This window comes from Leptospira levettii (genome assembly GCF_002812085.1).
Taxonomy (GTDB): Bacteria; Spirochaetota; Leptospiria; order Leptospirales; family Leptospiraceae; genus Leptospira_A; species Leptospira_A levettii.
Window position 1 is genome coordinate 432,759 of the sequence record NZ_NPDM01000002.1, and the last position, 26,008, is coordinate 458,766.

Below are 26,008 nucleotides of genomic sequence, written 5' to 3' on the forward strand. Positions count from 1 at the left end.
TTTTTGTATTGACAATTCTTAGAATTCATCCATTTTCCTCCTCTTATGGGTTTTGGTTCGGAACTTCGTTTGGCAAAAAAAGGATTCTATGTGTTCGTTATTGTCTATTTGGGACTCAGTCTGGGACTGAAGGCACAAGAAGCAATCCCGGAGCCAGGTTGTATCAAAGACCCTCCTCCCAAGAATCTTCCCTTTCCCATGGATGTTTCCAAACAACTTTGTAAAAAGGACATTGAAGACAAAAAGGATGGTTGGTACCCAACGGGCCTACCCTTAATCAATTCCGATCCTAACGAAGGCATCGGTTACGGTGCAAGAGCCTATATCTACAATAATGGACCAAAAACTGATCCATTGTTCCATTACACACCTTACCGAATGAGGCTCTTCGCTCAGTATTTTAATACAAATAAAAATGCACAGTACCACCAGATCAGCTTAGATATGCCTTTTATCGCTGACACACAATGGAGACTTCGTGCAGATGCATTTTTAACCATCACTCCAACTACCTTGTACTTTGGTATAGGTGAATCAAGTATGAGGTCTTTGTCTTATTTAGAGAGGAACCAACCATACAACCGTCAGGTGAACAATGCTAGTTTTGTCGACCAAGAAACCAATTTGACTTTTTATCGTCCAGGGACTAGTTCTGATCCTTTTTCTGTCGGAGGAAAAACGTTTTCAGGAATTCCGCAGATGCCTGGTTATGTGGTGACTGACAGAATGTACAACCGGTATACCATTGAAACTCCAATGGCTACAGTGAGTGGAGAGAGATCGTTTGTTGGTGGAACGGTTCGATTGGTATCAGGTTTAAAATTTTCAAACAATATCATACGAACTTATGATGGGAAAATGGTACGAGGTGTGGATCCAACATTTGACCAATTATCTGCAGACGTTCCTAATGGAAAAACAAGACTCACGGAAGACTATGAGGGAAAAAAAATAATCGGTTACCAAGGTGGCTATGTCAACGCATTACGACTAGGAATTGTTTATGATACTCGTGATTTTGAACCAGATCCTAATTCTGGAATTTTTGCAGAAGTTACGTATGAAAAACATAGTAAAGCATTGGGTTCGGATTTTCAGTACCAAAAGTATTTTGCCCAAACTAAAATGTTTTGGAGCCCTTTTCCTAAGTTAGTTGATAAATTAGTTGTGGCAAATCGGTTTGGACTTGGTGTTACAGAAGGAGAAGCACCTTTTTTTGAATATAGAAATATGTGGGGAACAGAAGGTCTAGTGGGAGGACTTGGTGGACTTCGTACCTTACGTGGATTCAAACAAGATCGTTTTGTAGGACGAGCAATGGGATGGGGAAATTCGGAAATTCGATGGAAATTTGCAGAAGCAAAATTAGGATCGGAGTTTTTTGCCTTTAATATTGTACCGTTTTTTGATTATGGAAGGGTTTGGGATGATGAACATAAAATTAATTTAAAAAATTATTTTTATTCCAAAGGTCTTGGTTTACGCATCGCTTGGAACCAAGCAACTATCATTATGATTGATTATGCTAAATCAAGAGAAGACGAACAATTATTCGTTAACTTTAGCCATGTCTTTTAGATTTTGAAAAAATCAATAGTTTGTCTTAAGTTAGAAGCTTTATTAGACAATGCCGAACACAACTTATCAATATCATTCACAAATTGATTTAAGTATTCTGTCCCTTCTGTAATGGTTGCAATACTCTTTGCAAGTTCTTCCGAAGTACTAGCCTGTTCATTTGTATTTTGTTCAATCTCCATTGCAGACATTGTCAATTTCTCAATATTTTCTTTTACATTTTTCACAAGATCTAATTGTTGTTTTGTCATCTCACTTGATTGTTTGATAAGTTCAATAGTTGTGTGAACAGACTTTCCAATTTGAGTGAAGGTTTTTTCTGTATTGGACACAGCAAGCCTTCCTGATTTTGTCGAAGCGGATGCTTTTGAAACCGCTTCCAAAATTCGTTTTGTGTTCGAAAGAGTTTGTTCCCCTAATTTAGAAATCTCACTTGCAACGACTGCAAATCCTCTACCCGCATCCCCTGCCCTGGCAGCTTCAATCGAAGCATTGAGTGATAATAAACCAATTTTGTCTGAAATTTCCCCAATTACCTGGATTACATTGGATGTGTTTTCAACACTCGATTCGATATCAGACATCGCAACCAAAGTAGAGTGAAGAGCAGATTGACCTAATTTCGTTTCCTCTTCCATTTGTTTGGTTTCGGTTTGTGTTAAATTCATCATATCATGGATTGATACAATAGAAGACTCCATATCGGTGACTAAATTTTTTGCTTCTTTTGTAATATCATGTTGTTTTTTGGCGCCAAAAGCAGTAGAACGAATGCTTGCTGACATTTCCTCCACACCTGCAGACATCTCTTCCGAAGATGATGCTTCTTCCATCATTGCTTGAGTTAACCCTTGTGTTTGTGTTGCAATAACCTTCGCATCCGAATTCACCTTATCTGATTCTTCAATCACAATAGATGTAATTTTTCGAATACTTGTGATGAAAGAATTGAGCGAAATAGATCCATGTCCTAGTTCATCCGTCGAAATGATTGGAACCGATTCACTTAAATCCCCACTTGCTAAAGATTTATAACGATTTGCCATTTGGATGGTGTTAAACTTCATTGCTTTTACAAAAAGAGAAGTAAGTACAAAGATATTGATGGTGATAAAAGCTGCCATCAATACCAGAGTAACTTCTGCATTTAGGATTTGTACAAATTTTGTAACTTCTGCCAAAAGAAGGTACCCTAATGCAGTGAGTGTCATACTAAACACAGCAGACATTGTAAAAAATATTCGAGCATAAATTCCAACTTTTGGAATCGATTCAGCATTTAATGGTAAATCTTTTAACTCTGGTGTAATCAAAACTTCAGAGATCACAAGTTCGCTTAAAAAAAAATGCGAAACACCTAATACTGGATAAATGAGAATTGGCAAAATAATATAAGGCAGGTATTCCGCAAGTGTTGGAGTAAAAAATTGGAATGTCACGAACGCAGCAAATGGAATTCCGAAACTCCATTGAATCAAAAAATAACTCAAATTATGTTTCGGAAATTTTAAAAGTGTTAATTTGATCTTTTGTTTTTCTTCCAGTGATAACGAGTGAAATAAATCGGGAATGGTTTTCTTTAGTAATTTTTTAAGTCTTAAGAAACGAATGGTAGGGATAACATAAGAAGTAAAGAGTGCAATGGTTGCACCTAACACAACAAGTAAAGACTTTTCAAATGAATATACACCGGCTATGACAATGAATAACACTGCAGTTGGTACAGCAAGCACCGCTGTCAATAATTCTAGTCCTATTGTCAACCGCCAACATAAGGATTTAATTTTGGCTCCATCCATTTCCGCTTTTTCCTTTTTCAGGACAGTGTAGGAAAAGCAGAGAATCGTATAGTATTATTTTGACGTACGGGTGTAAACGCCATCCCAGTCGACAGGTGGTGGGTTTTGGAACAAAGTTTGGCAACGTTTGATAAGTAAGTGGCTACTCACATCTTCTTTCCCTAGTATTTTAGAAACATTCTTAAAATGTTCGATGGCAGTTTCCCAATTTCGTTTGGAATATTCGGAAAAACCGAATTCATACTCTTCGAATGCTTTGGCAGAAACTGGCGAAATTTCATCTTTAAATGATTCTAAACTATAGATTTTCACTGGAGCTTCTTTTCCCTTCACACGGATCCAATCCAAAAATCGAAAGGAAAATGTGTCCTTACAAGCGACTTCGATGTTTTCTGAAACTAAGATTGAGACACCATAATCTTTGGCAGCAGCTTCTAACCTCGCAGCTAAGTTTACTGTATCACCCATCATCGTGTAGGATGCCAAACTATCTGTTCCCATAAATCCAACTTTAGCCAAACCACAGTTAAGTCCGATACGAAATACCATAGCGCGTGCTAGTGGTGTATAATCCCCTCTTTCATTCCATTCTTTTCTTAAACCTTCCAACTCTTTCACCATTTCAAGAGCGGTCTTACAAGCAAGTTTTGGGTGTTCCATGTTTTGGATAGGAGCACCGAAAATACCAACGATTGCATCGCCAATGTATTTATCCAAAGTTCCTGAATTGGCTTTTAAAACATTGGTCATAGCGGAAAGGTATTCATTTAATAACTTTGCTAAATCTGTTGCACTTAATTCCTCACTAATGGAGGAGAAACCAGCAACATCCGAAAAAAAGGCAGTAATTTCCCACTCCCCTCCTCTTTTTAAGGATTCCATATTCTCGAGAGCAACACTCACCACTTCAGGATCGACTAAGTTCCGTAAGATGTGATTGAATTTTCGTTTTTCCTTTCCTTCTGTGTAAGTTAAATAAGCAAATCCAAGTAAGTAGGAAACTGGGAATCCAAACACAAAAGAATAAGTAGACAATACATAATCCATTCGATAAAGGAAATAGAACAATCCGAGAAACAAAGAGATTGCAAATATTGGATAAATATTCTTCAATAAATGCCATTGGTTAATAAACAAAACAAGAACACCAACAAACAAAATTAAAATTGTAAATAGAAATCCATACGCCACAGGTAATTCTTTTAGTAAATGCCCTTCTGTTAAATTCGAAGCAAACACAGCCTGAGCAATCACACCAGGAAACAATCCGTGGGGAGTGACAACATCATCATGTGTAGCTGCAGCAGAAGTACCAATTAGGACAATTTTATCTGCAAACAATTTGGGAGGCACAAGGAGTGTGTCTGGATCTTCCACCTCACCACTGTTTAACTTTTCTAATGATTCAATGATCCCTGCTGCTGAATACCTAGGAATATTTCTCAACTCATCTTCTGTATAAAAATAAGCTCTTACGAGCCCATCTTTTCCAATGGGAATGATTCGTTTTGTTCCTTCTTTTTCTAAGTAAACATTGGATTCTTTTGTTTCTACAGTGAAAGGATCACCTAATGCGAATGCTTGCGTCGCAAGTGTTGGGAAATACAATCCATTCCAGCTTACAAAGGGGGAAAATCTCCTTAATATCCCATCACTATCCGATATCACATTCACCACATGGATAGTGGGAGCAGTTTCTGCAATTTGACCAATGGGAAAGGATGCATTTTCATATTTTGGAAAAGGAATATTTGTACTCAAAGGAACACTGAATTTTTGACTAATGGTATCGATACTTTTTCTAGGAATCACTATCCCACCATTTCGGAAATTAGCTGCATGGGAAATCTCCCCCAAACTTTCGTTAGCGATAACCAAAGCATCATCATAATCCGATCTCTCAGTGAACATGATATCGATGAGTGTAAATTTCGGTGGGGTGAGGAGTTTTGTGTATCCGATGAGAGTGGGATAAATATGACGTTTCCAAGGCCACTGCCCGAGCTCTGGATGGTCTGCATATTTGGCAATACTCTGCTCATCGATGTCAATGATCACAATGTCTTTTGAAAATGTATGATGGGAAGGTAATAGATGAAACAATGCATCTGATAATTTTCGATCTAATGTCGTAGAAAATCGGAAAAAGGAAATGAAAGTAGTGAGTAAAGTCGGAATCACTACCATTAAAAAAATTGGGAAGAGTATTTTATTTTGTTTCATTTGTTGTTAATCGTTTTTTGTAATCACTCCAACGGTCAATGATGACAGGAGTTCCTTCCATTGACACCGAAGATTCAATAAACACGAGTTTTGCGATTCTTAAATTTGTTTCAGGATGTGTTTTTTTCAGAAGGTCCGTACCTTCTGATTTTGACATTGTATTTAGATAACTAGACAATCCCAGTGGAGAATATCCTATTTGAGAAACAAGACCTACAGCTGCCTCATCCGCCTCTAATTCCACCTTTGCATCTCGGCCTGTTTCAAAAAATTGTTTTTCCATTTCAGTGATCGCAGTTGCCATCGCTGAATTGACAACCTCACTGCCTGGTGGAGATAATAATCCAGAAAGGATATCAACAAATACATTCGATTCTTTGAATTCACCATTATGAAATAAAATCACATGACCCATCTCATGTGCAATGATACCAGCTAACTCTGCCTCCGTTTGGATTTTTTTTAGAGTGCCTGTGGTGATAAACAAATAACCACCAGGACAGGAAAATGCATTTACTTCTTGTGAATCAATGATCCCTACTCGAAATTCCAAATCTTTACGAGATGAAACAGAACCTAACTTTGATGCGATGGAATTGAGATACCTTGTGAATTCTAAATCACGAACTAAATTGTATTTTTTCAATAGTCTTGCCGCAAGTGAACGGCCCATCTTCACTTCCGCTTTTGTTTCCCCAAGTACTGGTAATCCAGAATTAGATGAGAATGAAAAAAAACTCGAACTTTGTGTGATCCCAGTTTTTTTTTCTTCTTTTGGATTTGTTTCCTCAAAAGCCAATGGTACGGATTCAAGCCAACGTAAGGATTCAAAATCATACAATTCTCCTTCTCCACGCACTCTCATCTTTTGGGTTTCAGATAGCCCTCTTGCAGCAGCGGTTTTCGTAAAATCAGAAGCACGTTGCCTCGCCACAACAGCTTCCGAGGAATTAGAAGTGATGCCTAATTTCATCTGTGTTCCAGGTGGGAGAGGAGAAACAAATAATTTTGAGACCCAACCTGTTTTCTCTTCGACTCGCACTTGGACAAAGAGCCCTTGTTCGGTGATAGGCGTTAGTACTTCTCCTATTTTTAAAAGACTTCCTTCTGCATTTAACTTAGGTTGCGTCAGTAACTTTGCTTTGTTGCTTTGCACATAAACATTACCTTTTGCAAGTAGTGAAACACTGACAAAAAGGAATAAATAGGATAAAGTGTTCGACTTCATTACCAATGAGTGTTGGGTTTCATCTATCTTTGAAAACTCTTTTTTTAATTTTGACTTTCGAATTGACAATTCTTATCCATCCATTGTGATGAACGGGCAATGAAACATTTTTTTCTACTTCTCATCGTATTGTTTATGACGTTCGAAGGTTGTAAAAAAGAAAAAGATGAAAGTAATACTCTCAGTGCATTAGCCACTCGGTTTTTCATTCGTACATTATTTTCTTCCAATATCAATACAGAACTTCCTTCCAACCTCAGTGTGGCTGTCCCTCGTTCGATTCGGAAACCTTCCAGTGGATTAGGTGCAAGTTTTTTGCGCCAAAATCGTTCTTCCAAAATGGCTTTTACCAACAAAGGAATTGCACAAGATACTTTGGATTACGGATTTACTGGACAAAACTTTTTAACAGAAGGAACAAGTATCGTCGCTGAGATATTGAGGGATTCTAAAAAAGACTTAGTACTCATCAGCGGTTCCTATGCAATTGCAAAAGCAAGTCCAGGAGTGTGTATCCCTGGTGGTACGGGAACTGTGCGTATCACACAAAGTATGGAAGAAGAGTTCCTGGAAGGGATCGAAAGGCTTGGCCTAAGCCCAGAAGAAGCAAGAGGAGAACTCGTTAGTTTACAAAACGAAGGGATTTTACCATTCACTGGCCAATCAGTGCCAACACCTGCCATGGTGTATAAACGATTGAGTAATGATGAATATGATGTTGAAGTTGAATATTCGTTTGCTGATGCGATCGGCACCCCTCAACCTTGTCCTTCCAATAATAAATTCCAAAAGGCAATCAAATTCAAAACAGATAAATCGAAAGTATTTAGTTCAATCAATCGTTCCTTAAAAGTATTTGGAATTTCCTTAAGTGTAGAAGCATCGATCACTTACATCACACAAGCAGGGAAAAAAGACAAAGCCATCCTCAATATCAAACAAGTGACAAGTGGATCCGGGAATACTGACAAATCCACAACACGGTTTACCTTCGAAGAATGTGAGAAGGATACAAGTGCCAATGCCAATAATTGTGTCACATTAAATTATAGTAATGTTTATGATGACCCTGCTGGGAATAAAATCACAACCTCAGTCAAAGGGAGGACGAATGACCTAGGAGGTTATGTCCTGACGGAATACATAGATAATGCCGATAATTTTGAATATTATTTAACCGAAACTTATGATCCGAACGGTGATATCACTTATTTTGCTGTTGATTATTATGACATTGGAACCCCTGCTAACGATGATTATGAAGAATTAGGAGTTCTTGATACAGATCTTTACGGTGAGTTTATCGAAACCACTTATACCTTTGAATGGGATGCTTATGTTGATTTTACAACTGCACTTCCTGGAGGCGGAATTGGACAAGGAGCTGGATTTACTGAATATGATGCATATGTCATCATGCCTTCTGGAGTTGATCCCAATGTATTTCCAGATGAATTTATAGGATGGGGAGAATTTTATAATAATGTCAATAGTGGTGGTCCAGTTTATTATGTAGACTTTTATGGGACAGCCAATCAAATTCCATCAGCAGTTGTCTGGCGGTATGCAATTGATACAAACGGAAACGAAGTATATACTATTCGAGCAAATACTGTCGTTCAAATTTAATTGAAATTCTTATATTTGGAACCAAACAAAACGAAATTTATATGTTAATCCTTAAAAAAAATCGTAAACACAACTTAAATACAATTCAGAAATTCATAATTCATTCCATATTATTTTTGGGTATCTGTTTTTTACCTGTCTCATTGTTTCCTTCGGAACCATTTAACAACATACAAGGATTTTATGGAGAAAGAGCAGCGGGACTAGCAGGTGCCTTTACTGCCATCGCTGACGATCCATCCGGTGCTTATTACAATCCTGCAGGGCTTGGGTTTACTCATAATGATGGGATATCGATCTCTGCGAGTAATTTTAAAGATGTCAAACGTAGTTATATCAATATAGACACACCAGGCCAAAGATACAACCAAACCCACCAAGGTTTTGATCCCAATTTCATTGGACTACTTAAAAACTTTGATCGATGGAAGTTTGCCTTTTCAATCGTCAATACTTATAACTATTCCTATAATCGAGTTGATCAGGTGAACTACCCTCTTGTATCTCCTTCGATTAATTCCACTCGGAATTATACAAAAGAACGATATAACCAACTTTTAGTCGGACCCAGTTTGGCATACCTTCTCAATGATAAACTTTCTCTAGGTGCCACACTGTATTACTTGAATGACACGAAGGAAGTTTCGAGAACCCAATTCCAACAATTCTCAGATCTAAGTTATGTGATGCGCTCGTATGTAGACAATCGTCGCACATCAGGACTCATGCCAGTCCTTGGGATCCAATACCAACCAAATCCTAAACTATCTTTAGGATTTAGTTATCGTCGAATTTTTGTTACCGGTGGGGACAGATTGTACAATGAAGTTTATGTTGATTCTACACGTAGACCAGGTTCCTCTGCTGTTGACTTTATTGAAGGGACTGGAAGTGGAGCCTCTTCGATTGAACAAGGAGTATTGACACAAAAACCGAAACTTGTCACGTCCATTCCGCAAACACAAGAAATGCGATTTGGTGTGGCTTTTTTCCCAACGGCAAGATTCTTAGCATCCTTTGATATGATTCATACCTCCGGTTATAAAGTAAGAAGGAACCAAGATGAGATTAGTACCTTCGGTCGACGTGTCACTTACACAATCAATGATACAGAGGTTAGAGAACTAACAAGGTATTCCACCACTAATTTTGCTGCTGGTATGGAATACTATTTGGCAGACACTTTTTCTGTGTTAGGTGGTATTTACACAAACGAACCAAATACAAAACCAGTTTCATGGACAGAATCGGCAGTTGATTTATACCTTCAAAATACCTTTGGTAACCAAGTATCGGCAAGTTCTGGTGACGCGAGTGTCATTTACAAAGTTGCTCGTTCTGGAACAAATCCTCGAAATGAATATTCAAGGAACAAAGGTTTCAGTTTGGGATTTTCATGGGTGACTTCAAAATCGTCAGTATCTGTTACCTATATCCGCGAAACAGGATATGGAAATTCTAGGATCGACCCAAATTCATTAGCCCAATCCTTTGAATATATGGCCCAGTCCATTTATATTATGGTTAGTTCCAGGAATTGATCATTTTTTCTTAGATTTGGTTTGGAAAAATTCTTTAGTGTCATCATAACCTTGCACTAAGAGTTTTTCAGCTTGTTCTTTCTTAAAATTGAGAATACTACCAAAACCTAACATTTGTTTTGGGGCGATGACAGAAATTTTAGCGTTCGTAAATTGTGTCCTTAGGTTCAGGAGAAAATTCTCAATTGATGTGAGACCATTCATCACAGATTTTCGGTATTCCAATCCTTGTTCTACACTTTTATAGGAACCAAGTAAGTAGAGTTCAAATAACCTTTGTAATGCCTCATCCTTTGTCACAGGAGTTTCCATAATCGCCGAACTTCCAACGGGCGAAAGTAATACCACAACGATATCGGAAGCTTCATGTGTTAATGCTGGAAGAATCGGAGTATTTGCCATCACCCCCCCATCCCAATAAGGTTCTCCATCAATCACTTGCCACGGAAAAATCATGGGAATGGCCGAAGAAGCAAGTAAATGTTCAATCTGCAGTTTTGGATTTTCAAAGAATCTAAGCTCTGATGATAAAATATTAACGGCCGAAATGATTACCTTTGTTTTTGACTCGTTTAAGTGACTAAAGTCTAAATGTTCATGAATGAATTTTTTTAAAGGATATGTCTCTACCAAAGGATAGTATTTTCTTCGAAACAATCCTTTTAACATATTCCATACCGAATAACGCATGATATGTTTTTGATTCAGTTTTAACCATAATTCGGATAATTTTTTTGAATCCATTCCAGAACCAATGGCACATGCATTGATCGCTCCAACAGATGTTCCACAAATTATATCTGGTTTCCAATTGATTTCTTCTAAATATCGTAACACACCTGCTTGGTAGGCACCTCTTGCACCACCACCAGACAATACCAATGCTTTCTTTTTTGCCATATCAATTGCCACTAAAGAAAGATATCTCTACCTGTAACATACCTTTCCTTCCACCATTTTTCATCTAGGGATTGAATGACAACACCTCTGCTCGTTGAAGCGTGGATAAATTTTCCATTTTCTAATACCATACCCACATGTGTGATCTTTTTAGTATTGGGAGACGCAGAGAAAAAAACCAAATTTCCAATTTCTTGTTTTTCCCTGGGAACAAATTTACCAATTTGTGATTGGTCTTTTGCTGAGCGAGGAATGGCCTTCTCCTTCATTCCAATTTTTGGATCCGTTAAGATGGATTTTGTCAATCCAGAACAGTCAACTCCTCGTTTGGAATAACCTCCATACAAATATGGTGTTCCGATCCATAATCTACCAACTGGATCCACTAACTTACGTTTGGAAACATTCTGTGCTTCTGTTGTTTGGGAGGTAGTTTGTTCTTCCATAAAAATGAGATTTGGATCTAGTTTTGGTCTTTCATTTGTGATCCATTCTCCTTCTTCATTCCAAATTATTTCTGTCCTACGATCAGAAACTTTAAAATCATCAATCGTATTTTTCCCAGAAAGAACAGAGATCGTATCCTCAATGACCGTATTCCAACGTTTGGCAAAATCAGAATTCTTTGACTCTGGTTTCATCTCTAACATCAGTTTTTTTTGTTTTTCTGAATTGAGTGTAAGGATATTCTTGGGTATTTTTTTTTCTAATTGTTTGAGAATTACATTTGGATTGGATTCTTGTTTTCGCAACAGAACATACAATCGACCAACCACAAATAATGTTTCGCCCGTCCAAGATTTACTCTTTGCAGTTTGGAAAAAATTTAACATTTCTTCCTCAGACAGTTGGCTTAATTTCATTTCCCGATAAAACTTACCTAAAAACGGAATCTCTTTTTTGTTAGGTTTGGTTGTGATGAGATAGGGAATTAAATCTTCCGTCTCTTCCCAATCATATCCGTGATCTTTTAAAATCACAAACCTTTCTACTTCCAATGCAAATTCCGAAGGTGACATGGTTTCAAATACCGCCCACACACGTAAAGATTGGATGATGTTTTGGATTTCTTTTTGGTTTGCTCGGTCACCTAGTTTCTTTCGAATTTCACTTCGAATGAGTAAGGTTTCTTGTTTATTATAACCTGATTCTAAAAGTGTGTCTAAATTTTGTGAATGTAAAAACCAAGGGAAAAGGAAAACCAATATAAAAATAGATAGATGGTATTCTTTTGATAACATGAACCAAGGAGTAAAGGAATCTAAACTGATTGTAAAGAAGGATTTAAAAATTTCTCTCGGTTCATTTTAATTTTCTGGGAAGAGGAAATATATCCAAGCTCAATCAAACGTTCATACGCAAACCAATCAAGTAATCCAAAATTATTGGTAGGGATTTGTAAAAACAAATCTGAAATTTTTTCTGTTTGGCGGATTCGTTCTCGGCTCGATGCTAAAATCGATCGGATGATGATATCTCCAATAGGTGGAAATTTCGGTTTTAAGATGTCTTGGAAATTGATAAGGTTTGTCATTTGAAAGATGGGATTTGTCATTACACCAGGTTTGTTTGCATCAAAGTATTCACAAAGTTCGCGGTCTTGGTCTGGATAAATGTCACCAAATACATCTACCGAAATCACTTTTCCAACACCTTTCTCCTTTAGAGTGATGCCAGGAACATTGTCAAGAACTCCCCCATCCACATAAACGATTCCATCATCAATAAAAGGAGGTACAATACCGGGAATGGAAGTACTGGCACGGATTGCTTTCCATAGACTCCCAACTTCTTGTACATGGATTTCGGAATGCGAAAGATTTGTTGCGACTGCAAAATAAGGAATCCACAAGTCTTCAATCTGAATCTCTCCAAAAAAATTCCGAATGGCTTCCGTGTATTTTCTCCCAGTTGTTAATGATAAAATAGGAATTGTATATTCATTTAATAGATCTTTTGATACCCAAAATTCCTTGGCTTTGACTTTACTCCCTTCACTTGATTCCCCCATCGCAATGAGAGCAGCAAAAATGGAACCGGCACTTGTACCAGAAACCATATCAATGGGAATCGAATTTTCTTCTAAAGCTTTTAATACACCTAAATGGGCAAACCCTTTGGCACCACCACCACCTAATGCAAGGCCTATTGATTTTCCAAGTAAACCCCTCCCCAATCTTTCCCAAGTGTCCATTCGTTCTAAATGGACATGGAAATGACGATGGAATCTCCTTTTCTCTAGATGTTTAATTGTTCCTTCGCGAACCAATTCTCGGTTTGGCTGGAGTAAGACAAGAACATGATTACGATCACTAAACTTACGTTTATCGATGAGTGATTCCAATTGGATACAATTTGGATCCTCATCTGCATCTTTGATATAAACAAATGTATCAGACTGGCGTAAAGTCCTTTCGGCATAAGGACTTAATTTGCCTTCGTCCTTCACAAGATAAAAAATATAATCGTATTCGGCTTCAATTTGAGTGAAAAAGCGAATGATCCAAGGTTCACGATCTGCTTCCTCTAATTTGTCCAATTCCTTCATTCGATCGTTGAACATCGATTCATCGACAACATAAAAAGATCCATACCGAAGGAAAACGATTCCTAGATAATGAATCATATCCAAAATCACTTTTTCAGGCAGTGAGGAAAGTAAGGTGAAGGTTTTTGCCTGTGGGACAAAACCTTTTGTTTCCGTTTTGGCATGAGCCAATCGTTCTGCGATGATTTTCGTAATCTGAAGTAAACTTTCTGGGTATTTTAAAAGAATGGATAAAGCCACTTCTCTTGGAACTCGGATGAGTTCGGAGTCTCGCACTGCCTTTACAGTCGCAGAACGTTTTTCTCCTGTAAATAAACTCAGCTCCCCTATGATATCGAGACGTTTGAATTCACCTACATCTCGGATACTACCATCTGCACTTCGTTTTTCGTAACGAAGTTTTCCGGCAGCCAAAATGTACAAATCATTTCCATCCGATTGTTCCAAAAAGAGAATCTCTCCCCCTTTTAAAAATTCACGAACTGTATGTGCCATCATTTCGCGTAACACGGAATGTGGGAGGTTTTTAAACAAATCCGCCAATGTCAAATACTGTGCAAGAGTCGGAATTTTAGATTTTCGGATCCGTTTCACAACAAAGGTTTTAGTAGGATTTAAAAGAAATTTCAAGCAACCTTTTCTTTGTTTTTGTGTCAACGAACAGATTCGTTTGAAAAAAGAAGAGTAGTCATAATTCTTCCCTCCCTACAATGGGAAAGGAGAAGAGGATTATGATCGCAAGTTTACGTGGAAAATTACTCCAATTAGAGATTGATCGTTTGGTTGTGGAAGTGTCTGGCGTGGGTTATGAAGTGATGATCCCTTTCCCTTTGCACTTAGAATGTAAGGATAAAATTTCGACTGAGATTTTTTTACATACCTTTCATTCCATCACAGATCGTGGACAAAGGTTATTTGGATTTTCCTCAAAAAAAGATCGCGAATTATTTGAACTCATCAAATCCCTTCATGGAATTGGCGAACTTACGGCATTAAAAATATTATCTTTTTTCCAAGCAGATGATCTCTACCAAATCGCAAAAGCCGATGACAAAAAAACTTTGGAAAAAATTCCAAAAGTGAAAGGAAAAACTTCAGAAAAGATTTTATTTGAAATCAAACAAAATTTAAAAAAATTTGAAATGTTCTTAAATGAAGGAACAACAGAATTTAGTATTGTAGACAGAGAAACAGATTTAGCAACCCTTGCTCTCATCCAACTTGGTTTTGATGAAAAAACTGCCACCAAACAAGTAACTGATGCAAAAAAAACAAACCCTGGTTTGTCGGCATCCGATATTGTAAAACAGGTGATCACAGGGACCAAATAAATCAAAACATTCTATGTAAGTACCAATTGTTTCCTGTTTTAATAAAACTCGGGTTGATCAAATAACGTTCTAGTTTGGGATTTGAATCAAATCGAAATTTGAGTTCCACCTCTTCTTTTGATCCAACATAAATATCAATTACCACAGGACCCGCTTGTACAAATACATCACGGATCGTAAGATTCCCTTGGTTTCCTTTTTTTAGGTCTAGTTTTTTCTGATCAAAATAATACAAAGAAAAATATCCATTTGGATCTTTTAAGTCCAATGCCACTTCTTGTTTGGACCAATACCCTTTGGCATCAACAAATAAACCAGTTTCTGCATCAACAAAACCTAATAGGTGAGAAAAATGCCCCTCACATAAGTCAAATAACAACTGCTTTGTTATAAACATTATAAAAGTTGAATCAAATTTAGAAATTCCTTTTCCATACACGACCCCTTGTTTGATAGGGAAAGGACAGTTAATTTTTATGATATTTCGCGATTGAGGGTTTTCTGTTTCAATGTTTGTGTTTTTACTAACACAGGAGGACAAAAATAGGATAAGTAAAACGTGTATATACAAGCAGTGGAAATGTTTGGAGAAAAGAGACCGCATTACATAGTTTTGTTGAGAAGATCCTCAAACAAATCCCCCGAATACATTTCAAGTGCTCCATTACTTGCTGCGATGATTTTTTTACCAGCTTCTGTCACATCAAAATTCCCAATCACAAACCCTTTCGTAGCACCCATATCTTCCATTTGGTTTGTCATCTCTCGTAAAAAAACATCCGATACCTTTGCGTCTTTCCACTTACGCACTCGAAAGAGGGCACGTTTGTTTACATCTTCTTTGGAAGACGCAAGTAAATTGACTCCATCTGCCTCTGGGTTTGCAATTTCCTTAGTGACTCGATAACCAAGGCTCATGACCATACGAGTGGCTTGGTTTTTAAAATTGGTTCCTGGCAAACTAATGAATTTTTCAAATTTATCGAGGCCCAACATATCCAATTTGGATGTGAGTTTTTTTCCATTTTCATCCACCATCCCTTTGATATTAAAAGGTTTGGAAGAACGCATTCCACTTAACTCAAAATAACGTGAGTTAGGAAATAAATTCACAGACAATAAATTTAATTCACGTGTTAGGTCGTATTCATGAGTTAAGGATTCGACAGTACCAGTTCCTCGTTCCAATCGGTATTTTAAATTGGCTAAAGCAACAACGTCTGGATCATCTAATCTTTCTGCTTCGGCTTCAATTAAGTACTCAGCACCTTCTTCGTAACGACCCATGTATGTTGTGATCATCGCAAAATGGATACTACACTCTGTAATTTCACTTTGCCAAGCATTGAGTTTTGCCATTTCCAGACATAACCTTCCATACTTTAAGGCTTCCGGAAAATTTTGCATGAGGATGGCTTCTGTCATCAGGAATTGGAATAAGGTGAATCTCACAAATTCATCTTCGATTTGTTCACTGATGGCGATGGCAGTTTTCACTGCATCTTTGTGTTTGTTTTCTCTGGAAAGGGATAGAGCATATAAAAATCCAGATACTGGAGTCTTTTCAATTTTATATGCTTTTTCAAAGTATTCTCTTTCTTTTCCACCACCGGTCACACCAGAGATCACACCTTTGGCAATATAATACGATGTGAGATTGACCTTCTCTTCAGGGATCCTCGCAAAAAAATGGTCAGCGATTTTGAATTCTTTTTGTCCGAGCGCCATAAAACCCAAACGAATACAAGCAATCGGATTGGATCTGTCCACTTGGAGTGTGTCTAGGTAATGGAAAAAGGCTTCTTCAAAAAAATCTTTGTTATAATAAATCTCAGCAATCCGGTTGGAAACCGTGACCGGATCAATTTCCTTGGTGTATCGGTTATTTTTTTTGATGATTTCGAGGTGTTTTGCTTCGTTGAGTGGGTCATTCTCCATGGCATAAATTTTTGCCATCACGTAATGACCATAGGGATTTTGGTGGTCTTCTTCTAGTTTTTCCCTCACAAGTGCCCTTGCATCTAGAAAATTCCCTAAAGTGGCAAGGCTTAAGGCTTTTGCATAACTATCCCGCCTCTGTCCAATGACAAAGGTCAAAAGAAACCCAAGTAAAATCACTGCGGCTCCTACAAAGATAAAAAATGCCAATTTCGAATACTTCCTATTTTCCTATTTTGGTTGGTAAAAAAGAGTCTTACGCCAATTCTGTCCTGGAAGTGATACAACTCACCTACATTTCGTTTGCTCTTCGACTTCTCGTTAGAGATCGTCTCTATTCCTTGGCGTATGGCCTTGTAGGAACTCTTGTTTTTACTTTCCTCGTCCTAGCAGTCAGGATCCACTTCCATTTGTATGCGGGAGTGTCTCTTACTAGTATCGTTTCCTTTGACAAGTCTCCTCAGATTCTTTTTTACGCTACTAGCTTTGCACTCATGACTTTATTTTTCTTCCATTGCCTTCATTCCCTCGGTGATATCGGTGTGATGATGGCTGTCGGAGGCAATCGTTTTGGCTGTATTCTACTCCATTCTTTGTCCTTATTTTTCCTATTTTTACCAAGTTTCCTACTCGCGGTCGTCCTGAACTTGGGACTCCTTATTCCTCCACCCGACTTTGGCCTTTTTGCGGAAGTAAAATCCATTTTCACTTGTTTGGTGCTTTTTCTTTTTTTAGGAATCCTTGTCTCCTTTCCCACCGTTGGCATCAGTACCTTCATTGATCCTTACAAGTCCATACGGAGGCAAAAATAATGTTACTCCGTGTCCACAATCTCACCAAACGTTTTGGAAACGAAGAGGCAGTGAGTTCAGTCAGTTTCGATGTGAACCAGGGAGATTATGTTGCCATCATCGGTCCCTCCGGTTCCGGAAAAACAACTCTCCTTTCGATGTTAACAGGAATGTTATCTCCAACAGAAGGGGACATTTTGTACGACCAAATCAAACTCTCGCAGATTTCCAAACAGGAACTAGCGGAAATTAGAGCTCGTGACCTGGGACTCGTGTTTCAATTTTCAGAGTTAGTCGGGAACCTAACCATCAAAGAAAATATCCTACTCCCTGCTTTGTTTACTAAAAAATTTTCGAATGATGATTATATCCGTAAATGTGATTACCTCATCGATCACCTAAAATTAGGTGACATCCAAAATTCATTGCCTAGGACTTTGTCAGGGGGACAAATCCAAAAAGCAGCTATTGCTCGTTCTCTCATCAATGATCCTGCGATCCTGTTTGCGGATGAACCTTCTGGGGATTTGGATCCCGAAAATAGTTATTTAGTCCAATTATTACTCAATGAATACAATAAACGAAATCATTCGATCATACTTGTCACACATGATATGAAACTTGCTTTTGATGCCCAAACCGTTTATGAAATGAAAAACGGAAGGTTCGAACAAGTGATCAAGGGCGAGTGAAGTTTTGAATCAGGCAATTGGTGTTGATATTGGTGGTGGGAGTATCAGAGTTTCTCTCTTTAATCAAAAAGGGGAAGAACTGAAGTCCAATCACAAAAAAACACCAGACCACTTAGACAATGATTCGTTTTTATCCGTTTTAATTGATGCCATCCAACCTTTGGCAAAAGAATGTATGGGGATTGGTGTTGGTTCCCCTGGCCCACTCAATAATGAAACAGGTGTTTTGCTGAAAAGTGCCAATATGATTGGTCTAAACAACCTACCCATCAAATCTTCCTTAGAAAAAAAATTTTCTCTTCCCGTATTTTACGAAAATGATGCAAACTGTGCAGCATTAGGAGAAGCAATTTTTGGTAACTACAAAGACTGTGAGTCCCAACTGATCCTAACTTTAGGTACAGGAATTGGTGGCGGGTTTGTTTCAAATGGCAAATTGTATTCAGGGTATTTAGGCAATGGAATTGAAATTGGTCATACCACTTCTGTCATTGGTGGAGCAATTTGCGGGTGTGGAGTGAGAGGTTGTGTCGAAAGTTATTTTTCTACGATAGGATTTCTCAATCGTTATTTAGAAAAAACAAATTCCAAATTATCCAATGCTGAAGTTTTTTTCCAATTGGTAAAAAATGGAGACTCCGCGGCAAAGGAAATATTAGAATTTGGAACCACGGCACTTGCGCATGCAGTTCGCGGAGCCGTGCATCTACTCAATCCAGAGGCAGTCGTTTTTGTGGGTGGGATTACCAAGTCTTATGATTTATTTGGAAGTGCATTGGAAACAGAAATTCGCTCTTCCATCTTCCCCGTGTTAAATGAAAGATTAAAATTAGGGCCAGGTGGGAATGTATCTGGAACGTTAGGTGCAGCATCTCTAGTATTCGCAAAGGAAAAAATTTAAGATGGAAAACTGTATTTTTTGTAAAATCATAAAAGGTGAAATCCCTGCCAAAAAAGAATATGAATCTGATTCTATCTTTGTATTTCACGATATCACCCCCCAAGCGCCAATTCACCTACTCATTATTCCCAAAGTCCATATCAATAGTATGAATGAAATTTCGTCATTGGATCCAAAGGTAATCCAAGAAATCTTCCAGGTGATTCCAAAACTTGCTGAAAAAAATGGAATCCATGAAAAAGGATATCGTCTCGTCAATAACTGCGGAAGCCATGGTGGCCAAACAGTTGGACACCTCCACTTCCATCTATTAGGCGGAAGGCATTTACAATGGCCACCAGGGTAATAACACAATGAGAAAATTAATCTTTGGAATCATCGTTTCAGGCATTGCCATTTATTTTTTACAAAAAAACTTTGATATCAGTGAATTCAAACGTTTAGAAGGAAAAGTCAATTGGTGGGTATTCCCACTCCTCATCCTTTCCAACCTTTGGGCCTTTGTTCCATTTTCCATTCGTTGGTTCCATCTTTTAGAGAAAAAAATCACCTTTACCCAATCCTTCACTACTGCAATCATTGGAGTTGGATTGAATATGGTATTACCTGCGCGCGGTGGTGATTTGGTAAGACTACTCATGAACAAACGAGATTCGGATTTACCTCTCACTCATCTCTTAAGCCGAATATTTTTGGAAAAAGTAATGGATTTGGGTGCAGTGGTTGTGATAGGTGCTGGTGCTCTTTTTTATATGGGACTTGGCCAATCAAAAAATCTTAGCCTGTTACTCATATCTGCACTCGTCATCTTGGCAATGTTAGTTGGACTAATTTTAGTCAAATACTTCCTATCCACTCTTCAAAAACTTTTATTAAATATTTTTTCTCTGATCGGAAAACAATCCTTTTATGAAACAAAACTAGACCACCACCTAGTTGAATTTTCAGAATTTTTGCAAGGTGACAAACTGATCAAACCTTTGGCATATTCACTTCCTACATGGATTTTTGGTTATGCGATCACGTATTACTTAGCTGGTATGCTTATCGGTATGCCAATACGATTCCCCGAAGCCTTACTCTTTATGTTTTTAGGGGGAATGGGAGTTGCGATCCCTTCTGCACCATCTGGAATCGGAGTATTCCACGCGGCAATCATTTCAGGGTTTATCATACTCGGAAGGGACCCTGGGGAAGGGCTTGTGTATGCAACTGTTGTCCATCTAACACAGTTTCTCATCACAACATTCTTAGCTTGTTTTGCTTATCTGCACTGGCGTTTTTTGCACAAAAAAATGTTATAGATTCCATTATTTTTTGAATCAAATATTCTTTCTTTTCCACTCTAAGAGGAGATGGAAGGGAATTTATATTTCAACCAAAAATGGAAAGTTTTGTGTTTCTATATTTTAATCGTAACATTTTTCCAATGTTCTCCATCACTTATTCCAAATGATAAAAATTCGTCAAATTCCGAAAACCCATTCCTTCCATTCCTTTCTGTTAGTTTAGGAACTTACCTTTCTCCTTCGCGTTTTGATGTCTTTGCAGAAAAAAATATAGATTGGAATCGATTTTTAGGAACATGGTATGAGATCAAACGGATTGACAATCCATTCCAATCTGGACTTACCAATGTCTCTGCCGAATACTCCCTAAGAGAAGATGGGAATATACGAGTAAAAAACCAAGGAACATCCGCTAACGGTCCAATTACGATAGAAGGAGTTGCTCTTTTACCAGATCCGAATCTTGGCAAATTAAAGGTTAGTTTTTTATACCCAATTTTTTTTGGTGATTATTTGATTCTAAAGGTTGATCGTCAAGGGTACCAAACAGCCCTAATCGGTGGGCCAGAATCAAATTTTTTGTGGATTTTTGCCAGAGAAAAAACGATTCCGCAATCAATTGAAACTGAATATATACTGTATGCACAAACGATTGGTTATGATACCAACCGTTTGCAAAAATTCTAAGAATTAACCTAGCGCTTTGATCACATCCTCTGGAGCTTGCACTAATTCAACAAGTACCCCTTCACTACAAAGTGGGAACTCTTCGTTTCCTTTCGGGTGGATGAAACAAACATTATACCCCGCAGCCCCTTTTCGAATTCCGCCAGGAGTGAACCTAACACCTTGTTTGGTGAGGTATTCTACACAGGCTTCTAAATGATCAATCCAAAGGCCAATGTGATTGAGTTTTGGATCGTGTACTTTGGGACTTTTGTTTGGATCAATCGGTTGCATCAGATCAATTTCTACTTTGTAAGGGCCATTCCCCATAGAAAGGATGTCCTCATCAACATTTTCTTTTTCACTTTTGTAATCGGATACTTTTGTAAGTCCCATTACTTCAACCCAGAATTTTGATAATTTTTCTTTTGATTCTCCACCAATCGCAACTTGTTGGATTCCTAATACTTTAAATGGACGTGACATATAAATTCCTCTATCAATAGAACAATAAAGATTTCTTCTTCACCAATGTAAAAAACTTACCTCTGGAAGAAACTTATTTTTCAAATGCATCCAAATCAGGAATACTGATTTTAAAAATTTAGGTAATTATTCCGCTAAAATCAGTAGTGTACTAAACTGAGAGTTTAAGATTTGGAATTTTTGTAAAAATTCTTTAATCCCTTCCTCACTCACACCACCCGAATAATCAAAATCACTCTCCAATATGAGCCGGCCATCAGCATCCATATAACTTCTTGAATACCGCATTTTCTGATTCCATTTATTGGCTAATTCGATTTTATTTTTTTTATCTGTGTTGAACGATGAATAAAATTGAATGGATGAGTCATTGCCGGAGACAAGTCCTACCTTATAATCTTGGTAGGATACGATCAGAAGTTTATCTTCATCACTCAAAATTTTATAACCTAATTCTACCAAAAGTTTTTTGAGCAAATTCTTTTCGACTTTGTAATGTAAGGTGACAGACTTAGAAGCTAATTCTGTTTCCTTTCCTTTGACTGACTGAGCACCCAAGCTAAAAAATAAAGAGAAAAACAAAAGGGATGAAACAAAAAATCTCACAAAAACCTCGGAACCTGTAGTGTTAAATTCAACGGTAAATGGAGGAAAAAAATTCCATTTTACCAATCTAATTACAAGATTTGGTATTTAATCAGAAAGAATTCAATCCATTTCTATGCAAAAATTTTGTAAAAGGAAAAAAAGTAGAATAGCCAAAGAAATTCATTTGCTTTTCCATTCACCTAGGAACTGCTAAACCATTATCCATGAAGATTTTGTTTCCTTTTTTTGTGATTTTAAGCCTCTTTTCCTTTTCCCTATTTAGTTGCAGACCAGGTCAGACAAAAACCAGAAACCATTCTAACCCAAAGATTGATTCCATCGAAACTTTTAAAAAGGAATCTAAATACCCCTACCTCTATACTGGAAAAATCAATTTAGAACATTTCATCAAATTAAAGAACGATATTGCCATACTTCACCTTACTAACGATAAACTGAAAACCAATGCATTCATTGCAGGTGCCATCCGAAAGGCTTACGAATTCGTATCCATTGATTTTACTCCCAAAAGTTTTTATGAATTGAATTTAAAAAATCATGATATCATCCCACAAGGAACCATACTCCCCACAGAGGACCAAACGTATGTTCTCATCAAAAAAAATCCCTCTTATAAAATTGAAACCAAAGAATGGGACATCAAAAAACGTATCGAGTTAAATCAACATTTTGCCTCTTTAAACATAGATATTCATGATTTGGAAACACATTTAGATAAAATTTATTCAATTGCCAAAAATGATCCAAATCAAATGCAAAATCAGAATGAAATCCTAGAAAAAATTATTTTTCTCGCTATGTTAGGTTATACAGAAGAGATTGATCCACACACTCGTGTTTACGATGCAAAAGAAATTAAAACTGATACATCATTTAATGTTTTAAACAATATTTCCCACCGAATCATAACTGGTTACCCCGATATACTTTATATCAAAATTAAAAATTTCCTTCAATTTAATGATAACTTCACCATTGCCAGTGCGACTAAAAAAATCATCGAACATGAATTAGCAGAAAAAAAGAATAATCAGAATACAATTGGCGCTCTACTCATAGACCTTAGAGAAAGTGAACAATCAAATCTCATCGAACTTAGAAAATTCCTCTCATTATTCACATCTACTCAAAACTTGTTTAGCATTCGCAGCAGGTATGAAACCAATATCTATCCTTCACTTAAAGGAGATACGATCCTTTGGGATGGTCCTATCGGAATATTAGTTGGTCCCAAAACGACTGCAGGAGGAGAACTAGTTGCTGGAAGTTTAAGAGAAAACAAAAAGGCAATCATTTTAGGTTCAAGGACTTTTGGACAAGGCACCTTTCAATTGTTTTACGAAGTTGGTAAAAAAACAGGATACTTCTATGCGATTACAAATTCAAAGATGGTGTTACCTTCAGGCGAAGAAATCCAAGGATTTGGAATTTTACCTGATATCATCATTGAGGATCCAAACAAAGAATCAAGTACCCCACACGAAACAAAATTTTGGAACTGGATCAAACCTACAAATGCCAAAAACCCATACATTCCAAAAAACATCCAAACCAAACTGGAAGAAAAAATGGGGTTAAACCAAACAAACAAAGGTTTGTTTGCGGAAGAAAATCCTACTGACTTAGACCCATTACTCACCCAATCCATCGAATACTATAAAACATATTTAAGCACTAATAATGAACTCAATTTAAAATAAGAATTCCATCGCAATTAAAATCAAATATGATCCCAATTGTCTGTTACGATTTTGAGTCGATTTTAAATTGATAAGCAATGTCTTTCATATCAATTGCAGTTTGGTTTAATTCAGCGGAACTATCTGCTGTTTGCATCGAAACTTCACTCATTTGATTGGTTCCGGAACTGATTTCCCCTAATGCCAAAGCATTTTGGTTCATCGCTTCGGAAACGGAGATGATTGCATGGTGGACTTCGCTGATACTACCACTGATTTCTTTTGCCAACATAAATGTTCGTTTTGCTAGTGTATTAATCTCTTCCGATTGACTTTTGTATTCTTTTCCAGAGGCAACTACTGTTTCATAATCAGGAATCACTTTGCCAGTGATCATATTTAATAATTCTTTTACAGAATCTACCATTTCCATCATTGCCTTTTCTAGTTTGTGATTTAACTCCACAATCTTTTTGACGGTATCTTGTGATTTACCGGCTAAATTTGAAACCTCTGTAGCAACGACTGCAAACCCTCTTCCATGTTCCCCTGCTCTTGCTGCTTCTATGGCAGCATTGAGAGAGAGTAAATTTGTTTGGTCTCCAATTTCAGCAATCATACTTGCCAACTCACGAATCTCTTTGATTGCCTCCGCATCTTTTACTGCACTTTGGATTTTGACATTGATGGTTTCAAATAAAGATTTAGCATCGACTAAAGATTTCCCGACAAAAGATTCCAATTCACTTGCTTTGCCTTCAATTTTTTCTGCCCCTTTCGAAACCAGTTCCATTTCGGTTCCCAATAAATTTAAGGTTTCAATCATGGAATTGGATTGAGATGAAATTTCTTCGGCAGATGCGGATACATTTTCAGCACTTGCAGAAAGTTCTTGGACCGAGGATGCAATTTCTTCAATGGTAGCGGAAGAATCAGAAGCTAACGAAGACAAATGAGAACTTTTTCCTGTAATGGATTCGGATAAACTTTGGATTTTTTGTACAATTGAAATTAGGTTATGGCGCATTTTTTCTAAACTTTTTGCCATTCCTCCAATTTCATCATTTCGTTCTAATTGGACTTTTGGAACTTCAAAAGACAATTCATTATGAGAAATTCGATTCATCAACATAGAAGCTTCGCGAATTGCATGTGTTACCTTTGTTAATACATAACCCATCCCTATGGATACAACGATCACTGAAAATAAAATACTAAAGATTGTGAAAAGAGCAATAGAATCCAATGACTTTGTCATGGCAGAAACAGGAACACGGTATATCACTCGCCATGGAACAGAATGCAATTGGTAACTACCATATAAACACTGTTTGCCTTTTGAATCCTTTCCTGCAAAAATAAGTACAGGTTCCTTGGACGCTTTTAATGAAGAAGCCACTTCTTCGGGGAATGTATCGCTTACATCTTTGTCTAATAATTGGCTATCAAGGGCAAGTTTGATCTTCCCTTTCCCATCCACGAGCCAACTTTCTCCCCCAAATTGGTCTTGTTTTGTGAATTGTTTGGAAGCAACCGATACATCGATGCCTAATGAACTAATCAATACTGGATTTCCATTTTCAAAGGAGACACCATTTACAAAAATAGCATACGATTTGTATTCCGCCGTAAAATCCATATTGATCACAAGTTCCTGTTTCGATTGCATGAGGTTAAAAAACCAACTATCATCAGGATCCTTATCACTTAATGTATCAATTTTTTTGGCAGAATGATTCCAATAGTTCCGAGTCTTAGGATTGATAAGTCCTAAATACGTGATGTTACTTAATTTTTCTTTGTAAGAAGATAAATTCTTAAAAACTTGTTCCGCTGGATCTCCTGTTGGTTCTCCCGCCTTTGCCCAACGAATGGTATTATGATCGGAAACAATGATCACGGCAGTTTCCTTGGCGCGTTCCAAAATAGAATCAATGGTTGCTGATTTGGACTCTAAAATCTTTACCATATCAAAACTTTCTAATTTTGAAATGATCGTACTTCTCCCAACATAATAACTGAGAAAACCAGTTAGGCCACAGGCAAGAGTGACGGAAAGAATGGTTAAACTAATGAGTTTTGTACGAAGCGAATTTGGCTCCCATTTGAATTTCATAAATTGTGAATCCTTTCCTAAGATTATTAGAATGTTTTCTTGCTAAAACAAAGCTTCTAGTATA

Annotated in this window: 22 protein-coding genes; 11 read left to right on the forward strand and 11 right to left on the reverse strand. The window is 37.3% G+C overall.

Annotated elements, in window-relative coordinates; translation table 11 throughout:
• Positions 1-45 precede the first annotated feature (45 nt).
• Complete coding sequence (omp85, locus tag CH354_RS09675) at positions 46-1,578, forward strand: Omp85 family outer membrane protein (protein ID WP_243401508.1); 1,533 nt, start codon at positions 46-48, stop codon at positions 1,576-1,578.
• On the opposite strand, the gene CH354_RS09680 is transcribed toward omp85, so the two are convergent.
• The 3 genes from CH354_RS09680 to CH354_RS09690 are packed head-to-tail and all read right to left on the reverse strand — an operon-like array spanning position 1,575 to position 6,828.
• The gene (locus CH354_RS09680; protein WP_100766410.1) at positions 1,575-3,377 is read right to left on the reverse strand and encodes a methyl-accepting chemotaxis protein; all 1,803 of its coding nucleotides are present in this window, start codon (positions 3,375-3,377) and stop codon (positions 1,575-1,577) included. The two genes, omp85 and CH354_RS09680, sit on opposite strands and share 4 nt — an antisense overlap.
• Before the next feature lie 54 nt (positions 3,378-3,431).
• Positions 3,432-5,600, reverse strand: a complete 2,169-nt coding sequence (locus tag CH354_RS09685) for an adenylate/guanylate cyclase domain-containing protein (RefSeq protein ID WP_100726643.1) — start codon at positions 5,598-5,600, stop codon at positions 3,432-3,434.
• Complete coding sequence (locus tag CH354_RS09690) at positions 5,587-6,828, reverse strand: M48 family metalloprotease (protein WP_100726915.1); 1,242 nt, start codon at positions 6,826-6,828, stop codon at positions 5,587-5,589. The genes CH354_RS09685 and CH354_RS09690 overlap by 14 nt, the downstream gene beginning before the upstream one ends.
• Positions 6,829-6,927: 99 nt before the next feature.
• Here CH354_RS09690 and CH354_RS09695 point away from each other — a divergent pair, with 99 nt between their 5' ends.
• Together CH354_RS09695 and CH354_RS09700 are read left to right on the forward strand one after the other, a co-directional pair.
• On the forward strand, positions 6,928-8,457 hold the full coding sequence (locus tag CH354_RS09695) for a hypothetical protein (RefSeq protein ID WP_100726642.1): 1,530 nt from the start codon (positions 6,928-6,930) through the stop codon (positions 8,455-8,457).
• 41 nt (positions 8,458-8,498) lie between these two features.
• Positions 8,499-9,998, forward strand: coding sequence for an OmpP1/FadL family transporter (locus tag CH354_RS09700; RefSeq protein WP_243396033.1), 1,500 nt, complete (start codon positions 8,499-8,501; stop codon positions 9,996-9,998).
• On the opposite strand, the gene CH354_RS09705 is transcribed toward CH354_RS09700, so the two are convergent.
• From CH354_RS09705 to CH354_RS09715, 3 genes are read right to left on the reverse strand one after another with little or no spacing between them, the layout of a single operon-like run.
• Positions 9,999-10,898, reverse strand: coding sequence for a patatin-like phospholipase family protein (locus CH354_RS09705; RefSeq protein ID WP_100766475.1), 900 nt, complete (start codon positions 10,896-10,898; stop codon positions 9,999-10,001).
• Between the two features lie 11 nt (positions 10,899-10,909).
• Positions 10,910-12,139 (reverse strand): C40 family peptidase, encoded by a 1,230-nt coding sequence (locus CH354_RS09710; RefSeq protein ID WP_100726641.1) that lies wholly within the window; start codon positions 12,137-12,139, stop codon positions 10,910-10,912.
• 20 nt (positions 12,140-12,159) lie between these two features.
• Positions 12,160-14,040, reverse strand: a complete 1,881-nt coding sequence (locus CH354_RS09715; RefSeq protein ID WP_100726913.1) for a patatin-like phospholipase family protein — start codon at positions 14,038-14,040, stop codon at positions 12,160-12,162.
• Between the two features lie 137 nt (positions 14,041-14,177).
• Here CH354_RS09715 and ruvA point away from each other — a divergent pair, with 137 nt between their 5' ends.
• Positions 14,178-14,777, forward strand: a complete 600-nt coding sequence (gene ruvA, locus CH354_RS09720; RefSeq protein WP_100726640.1) for a Holliday junction branch migration protein RuvA — start codon at positions 14,178-14,180, stop codon at positions 14,775-14,777.
• 1 nt (position 14,778) lies between these two features.
• Here the strand turns inward: ruvA and CH354_RS09725 are convergent, their stop codons facing one another.
• Together CH354_RS09725 and CH354_RS09730 are read right to left on the reverse strand one after the other, a co-directional pair.
• The gene (locus CH354_RS09725; RefSeq protein WP_243396035.1) at positions 14,779-15,174 is read right to left on the reverse strand and encodes a hypothetical protein; all 396 of its coding nucleotides are present in this window, start codon (positions 15,172-15,174) and stop codon (positions 14,779-14,781) included.
• A gap of 206 nt (positions 15,175-15,380) precedes the next feature.
• Complete coding sequence (locus CH354_RS09730) at positions 15,381-16,925, reverse strand: restriction endonuclease (protein ID WP_100726639.1); 1,545 nt, start codon at positions 16,923-16,925, stop codon at positions 15,381-15,383.
• Here CH354_RS09730 and CH354_RS09735 point away from each other — a divergent pair.
• Genes CH354_RS09735 through CH354_RS09760 form a run of 6 tightly spaced genes read left to right on the forward strand, consistent with a single transcriptional unit; the run spans position 16,919 to position 21,075 of the window.
• On the forward strand, positions 16,919-17,527 hold the full coding sequence (locus CH354_RS09735; RefSeq protein ID WP_100726638.1) for an ABC transporter permease: 609 nt from the start codon (positions 16,919-16,921) through the stop codon (positions 17,525-17,527). The two genes, CH354_RS09730 and CH354_RS09735, sit on opposite strands and share 7 nt — an antisense overlap.
• Positions 17,527-18,198 carry an ABC transporter ATP-binding protein gene (locus CH354_RS09740; RefSeq protein WP_100716774.1) on the forward strand — a complete coding sequence of 224 codons (672 nt, stop codon included), beginning with the start codon at positions 17,527-17,529 and terminating at the stop codon, positions 18,196-18,198. The genes CH354_RS09735 and CH354_RS09740 overlap by 1 nt, the downstream gene beginning before the upstream one ends.
• A 4-nt stretch (positions 18,199-18,202) precedes the next feature.
• Complete coding sequence (locus tag CH354_RS09745; protein WP_100726637.1) at positions 18,203-19,099, forward strand: ROK family protein; 897 nt, start codon at positions 18,203-18,205, stop codon at positions 19,097-19,099.
• A gap of 1 nt (position 19,100) precedes the next feature.
• Positions 19,101-19,445 (forward strand): histidine triad nucleotide-binding protein, encoded by a 345-nt coding sequence (locus tag CH354_RS09750; protein WP_100726636.1) that lies wholly within the window; start codon positions 19,101-19,103, stop codon positions 19,443-19,445.
• A 7-nt stretch (positions 19,446-19,452) separates the two neighbouring features.
• A complete protein-coding gene (locus CH354_RS09755) occupies positions 19,453-20,403 on the forward strand; it encodes a lysylphosphatidylglycerol synthase transmembrane domain-containing protein (RefSeq protein ID WP_100726635.1) in 951 nt (316 codons plus the stop codon).
• A gap of 51 nt (positions 20,404-20,454) precedes the next feature.
• Positions 20,455-21,075, forward strand: coding sequence for a lipocalin family protein (locus tag CH354_RS09760; protein WP_207764237.1), 621 nt, complete (start codon positions 20,455-20,457; stop codon positions 21,073-21,075).
• 3 nt (positions 21,076-21,078) lie between these two features.
• On the opposite strand, the gene CH354_RS09765 is transcribed toward CH354_RS09760, so the two are convergent.
• Both CH354_RS09765 and CH354_RS09770 read right to left on the reverse strand, forming a co-directional pair.
• Entirely contained in the window at positions 21,079-21,540 is a 462-nt protein-coding gene (locus CH354_RS09765; RefSeq protein WP_100726634.1) for a VOC family protein, read from the reverse strand.
• A 126-nt stretch (positions 21,541-21,666) separates the two neighbouring features.
• Positions 21,667-22,146 carry a YbjN domain-containing protein gene (locus CH354_RS09770; RefSeq protein WP_243396036.1) on the reverse strand — a complete coding sequence of 160 codons (480 nt, stop codon included), beginning with the start codon at positions 22,144-22,146 and terminating at the stop codon, positions 21,667-21,669.
• Between the two features lie 206 nt (positions 22,147-22,352).
• On the opposite strand from CH354_RS09770, the gene CH354_RS09775 reads away from it, so the two are divergent.
• A complete protein-coding gene (locus CH354_RS09775; protein WP_100726633.1) occupies positions 22,353-23,849 on the forward strand; it encodes a S41 family peptidase in 1,497 nt (498 codons plus the stop codon).
• A gap of 43 nt (positions 23,850-23,892) precedes the next feature.
• Here CH354_RS09775 and CH354_RS09780 read toward each other — a convergent pair whose 3' ends face one another.
• Complete coding sequence (locus tag CH354_RS09780; RefSeq protein WP_100726632.1) at positions 23,893-25,944, reverse strand: methyl-accepting chemotaxis protein; 2,052 nt, start codon at positions 25,942-25,944, stop codon at positions 23,893-23,895.
• Positions 25,945-26,008: the final 64 nt, after the last annotated feature.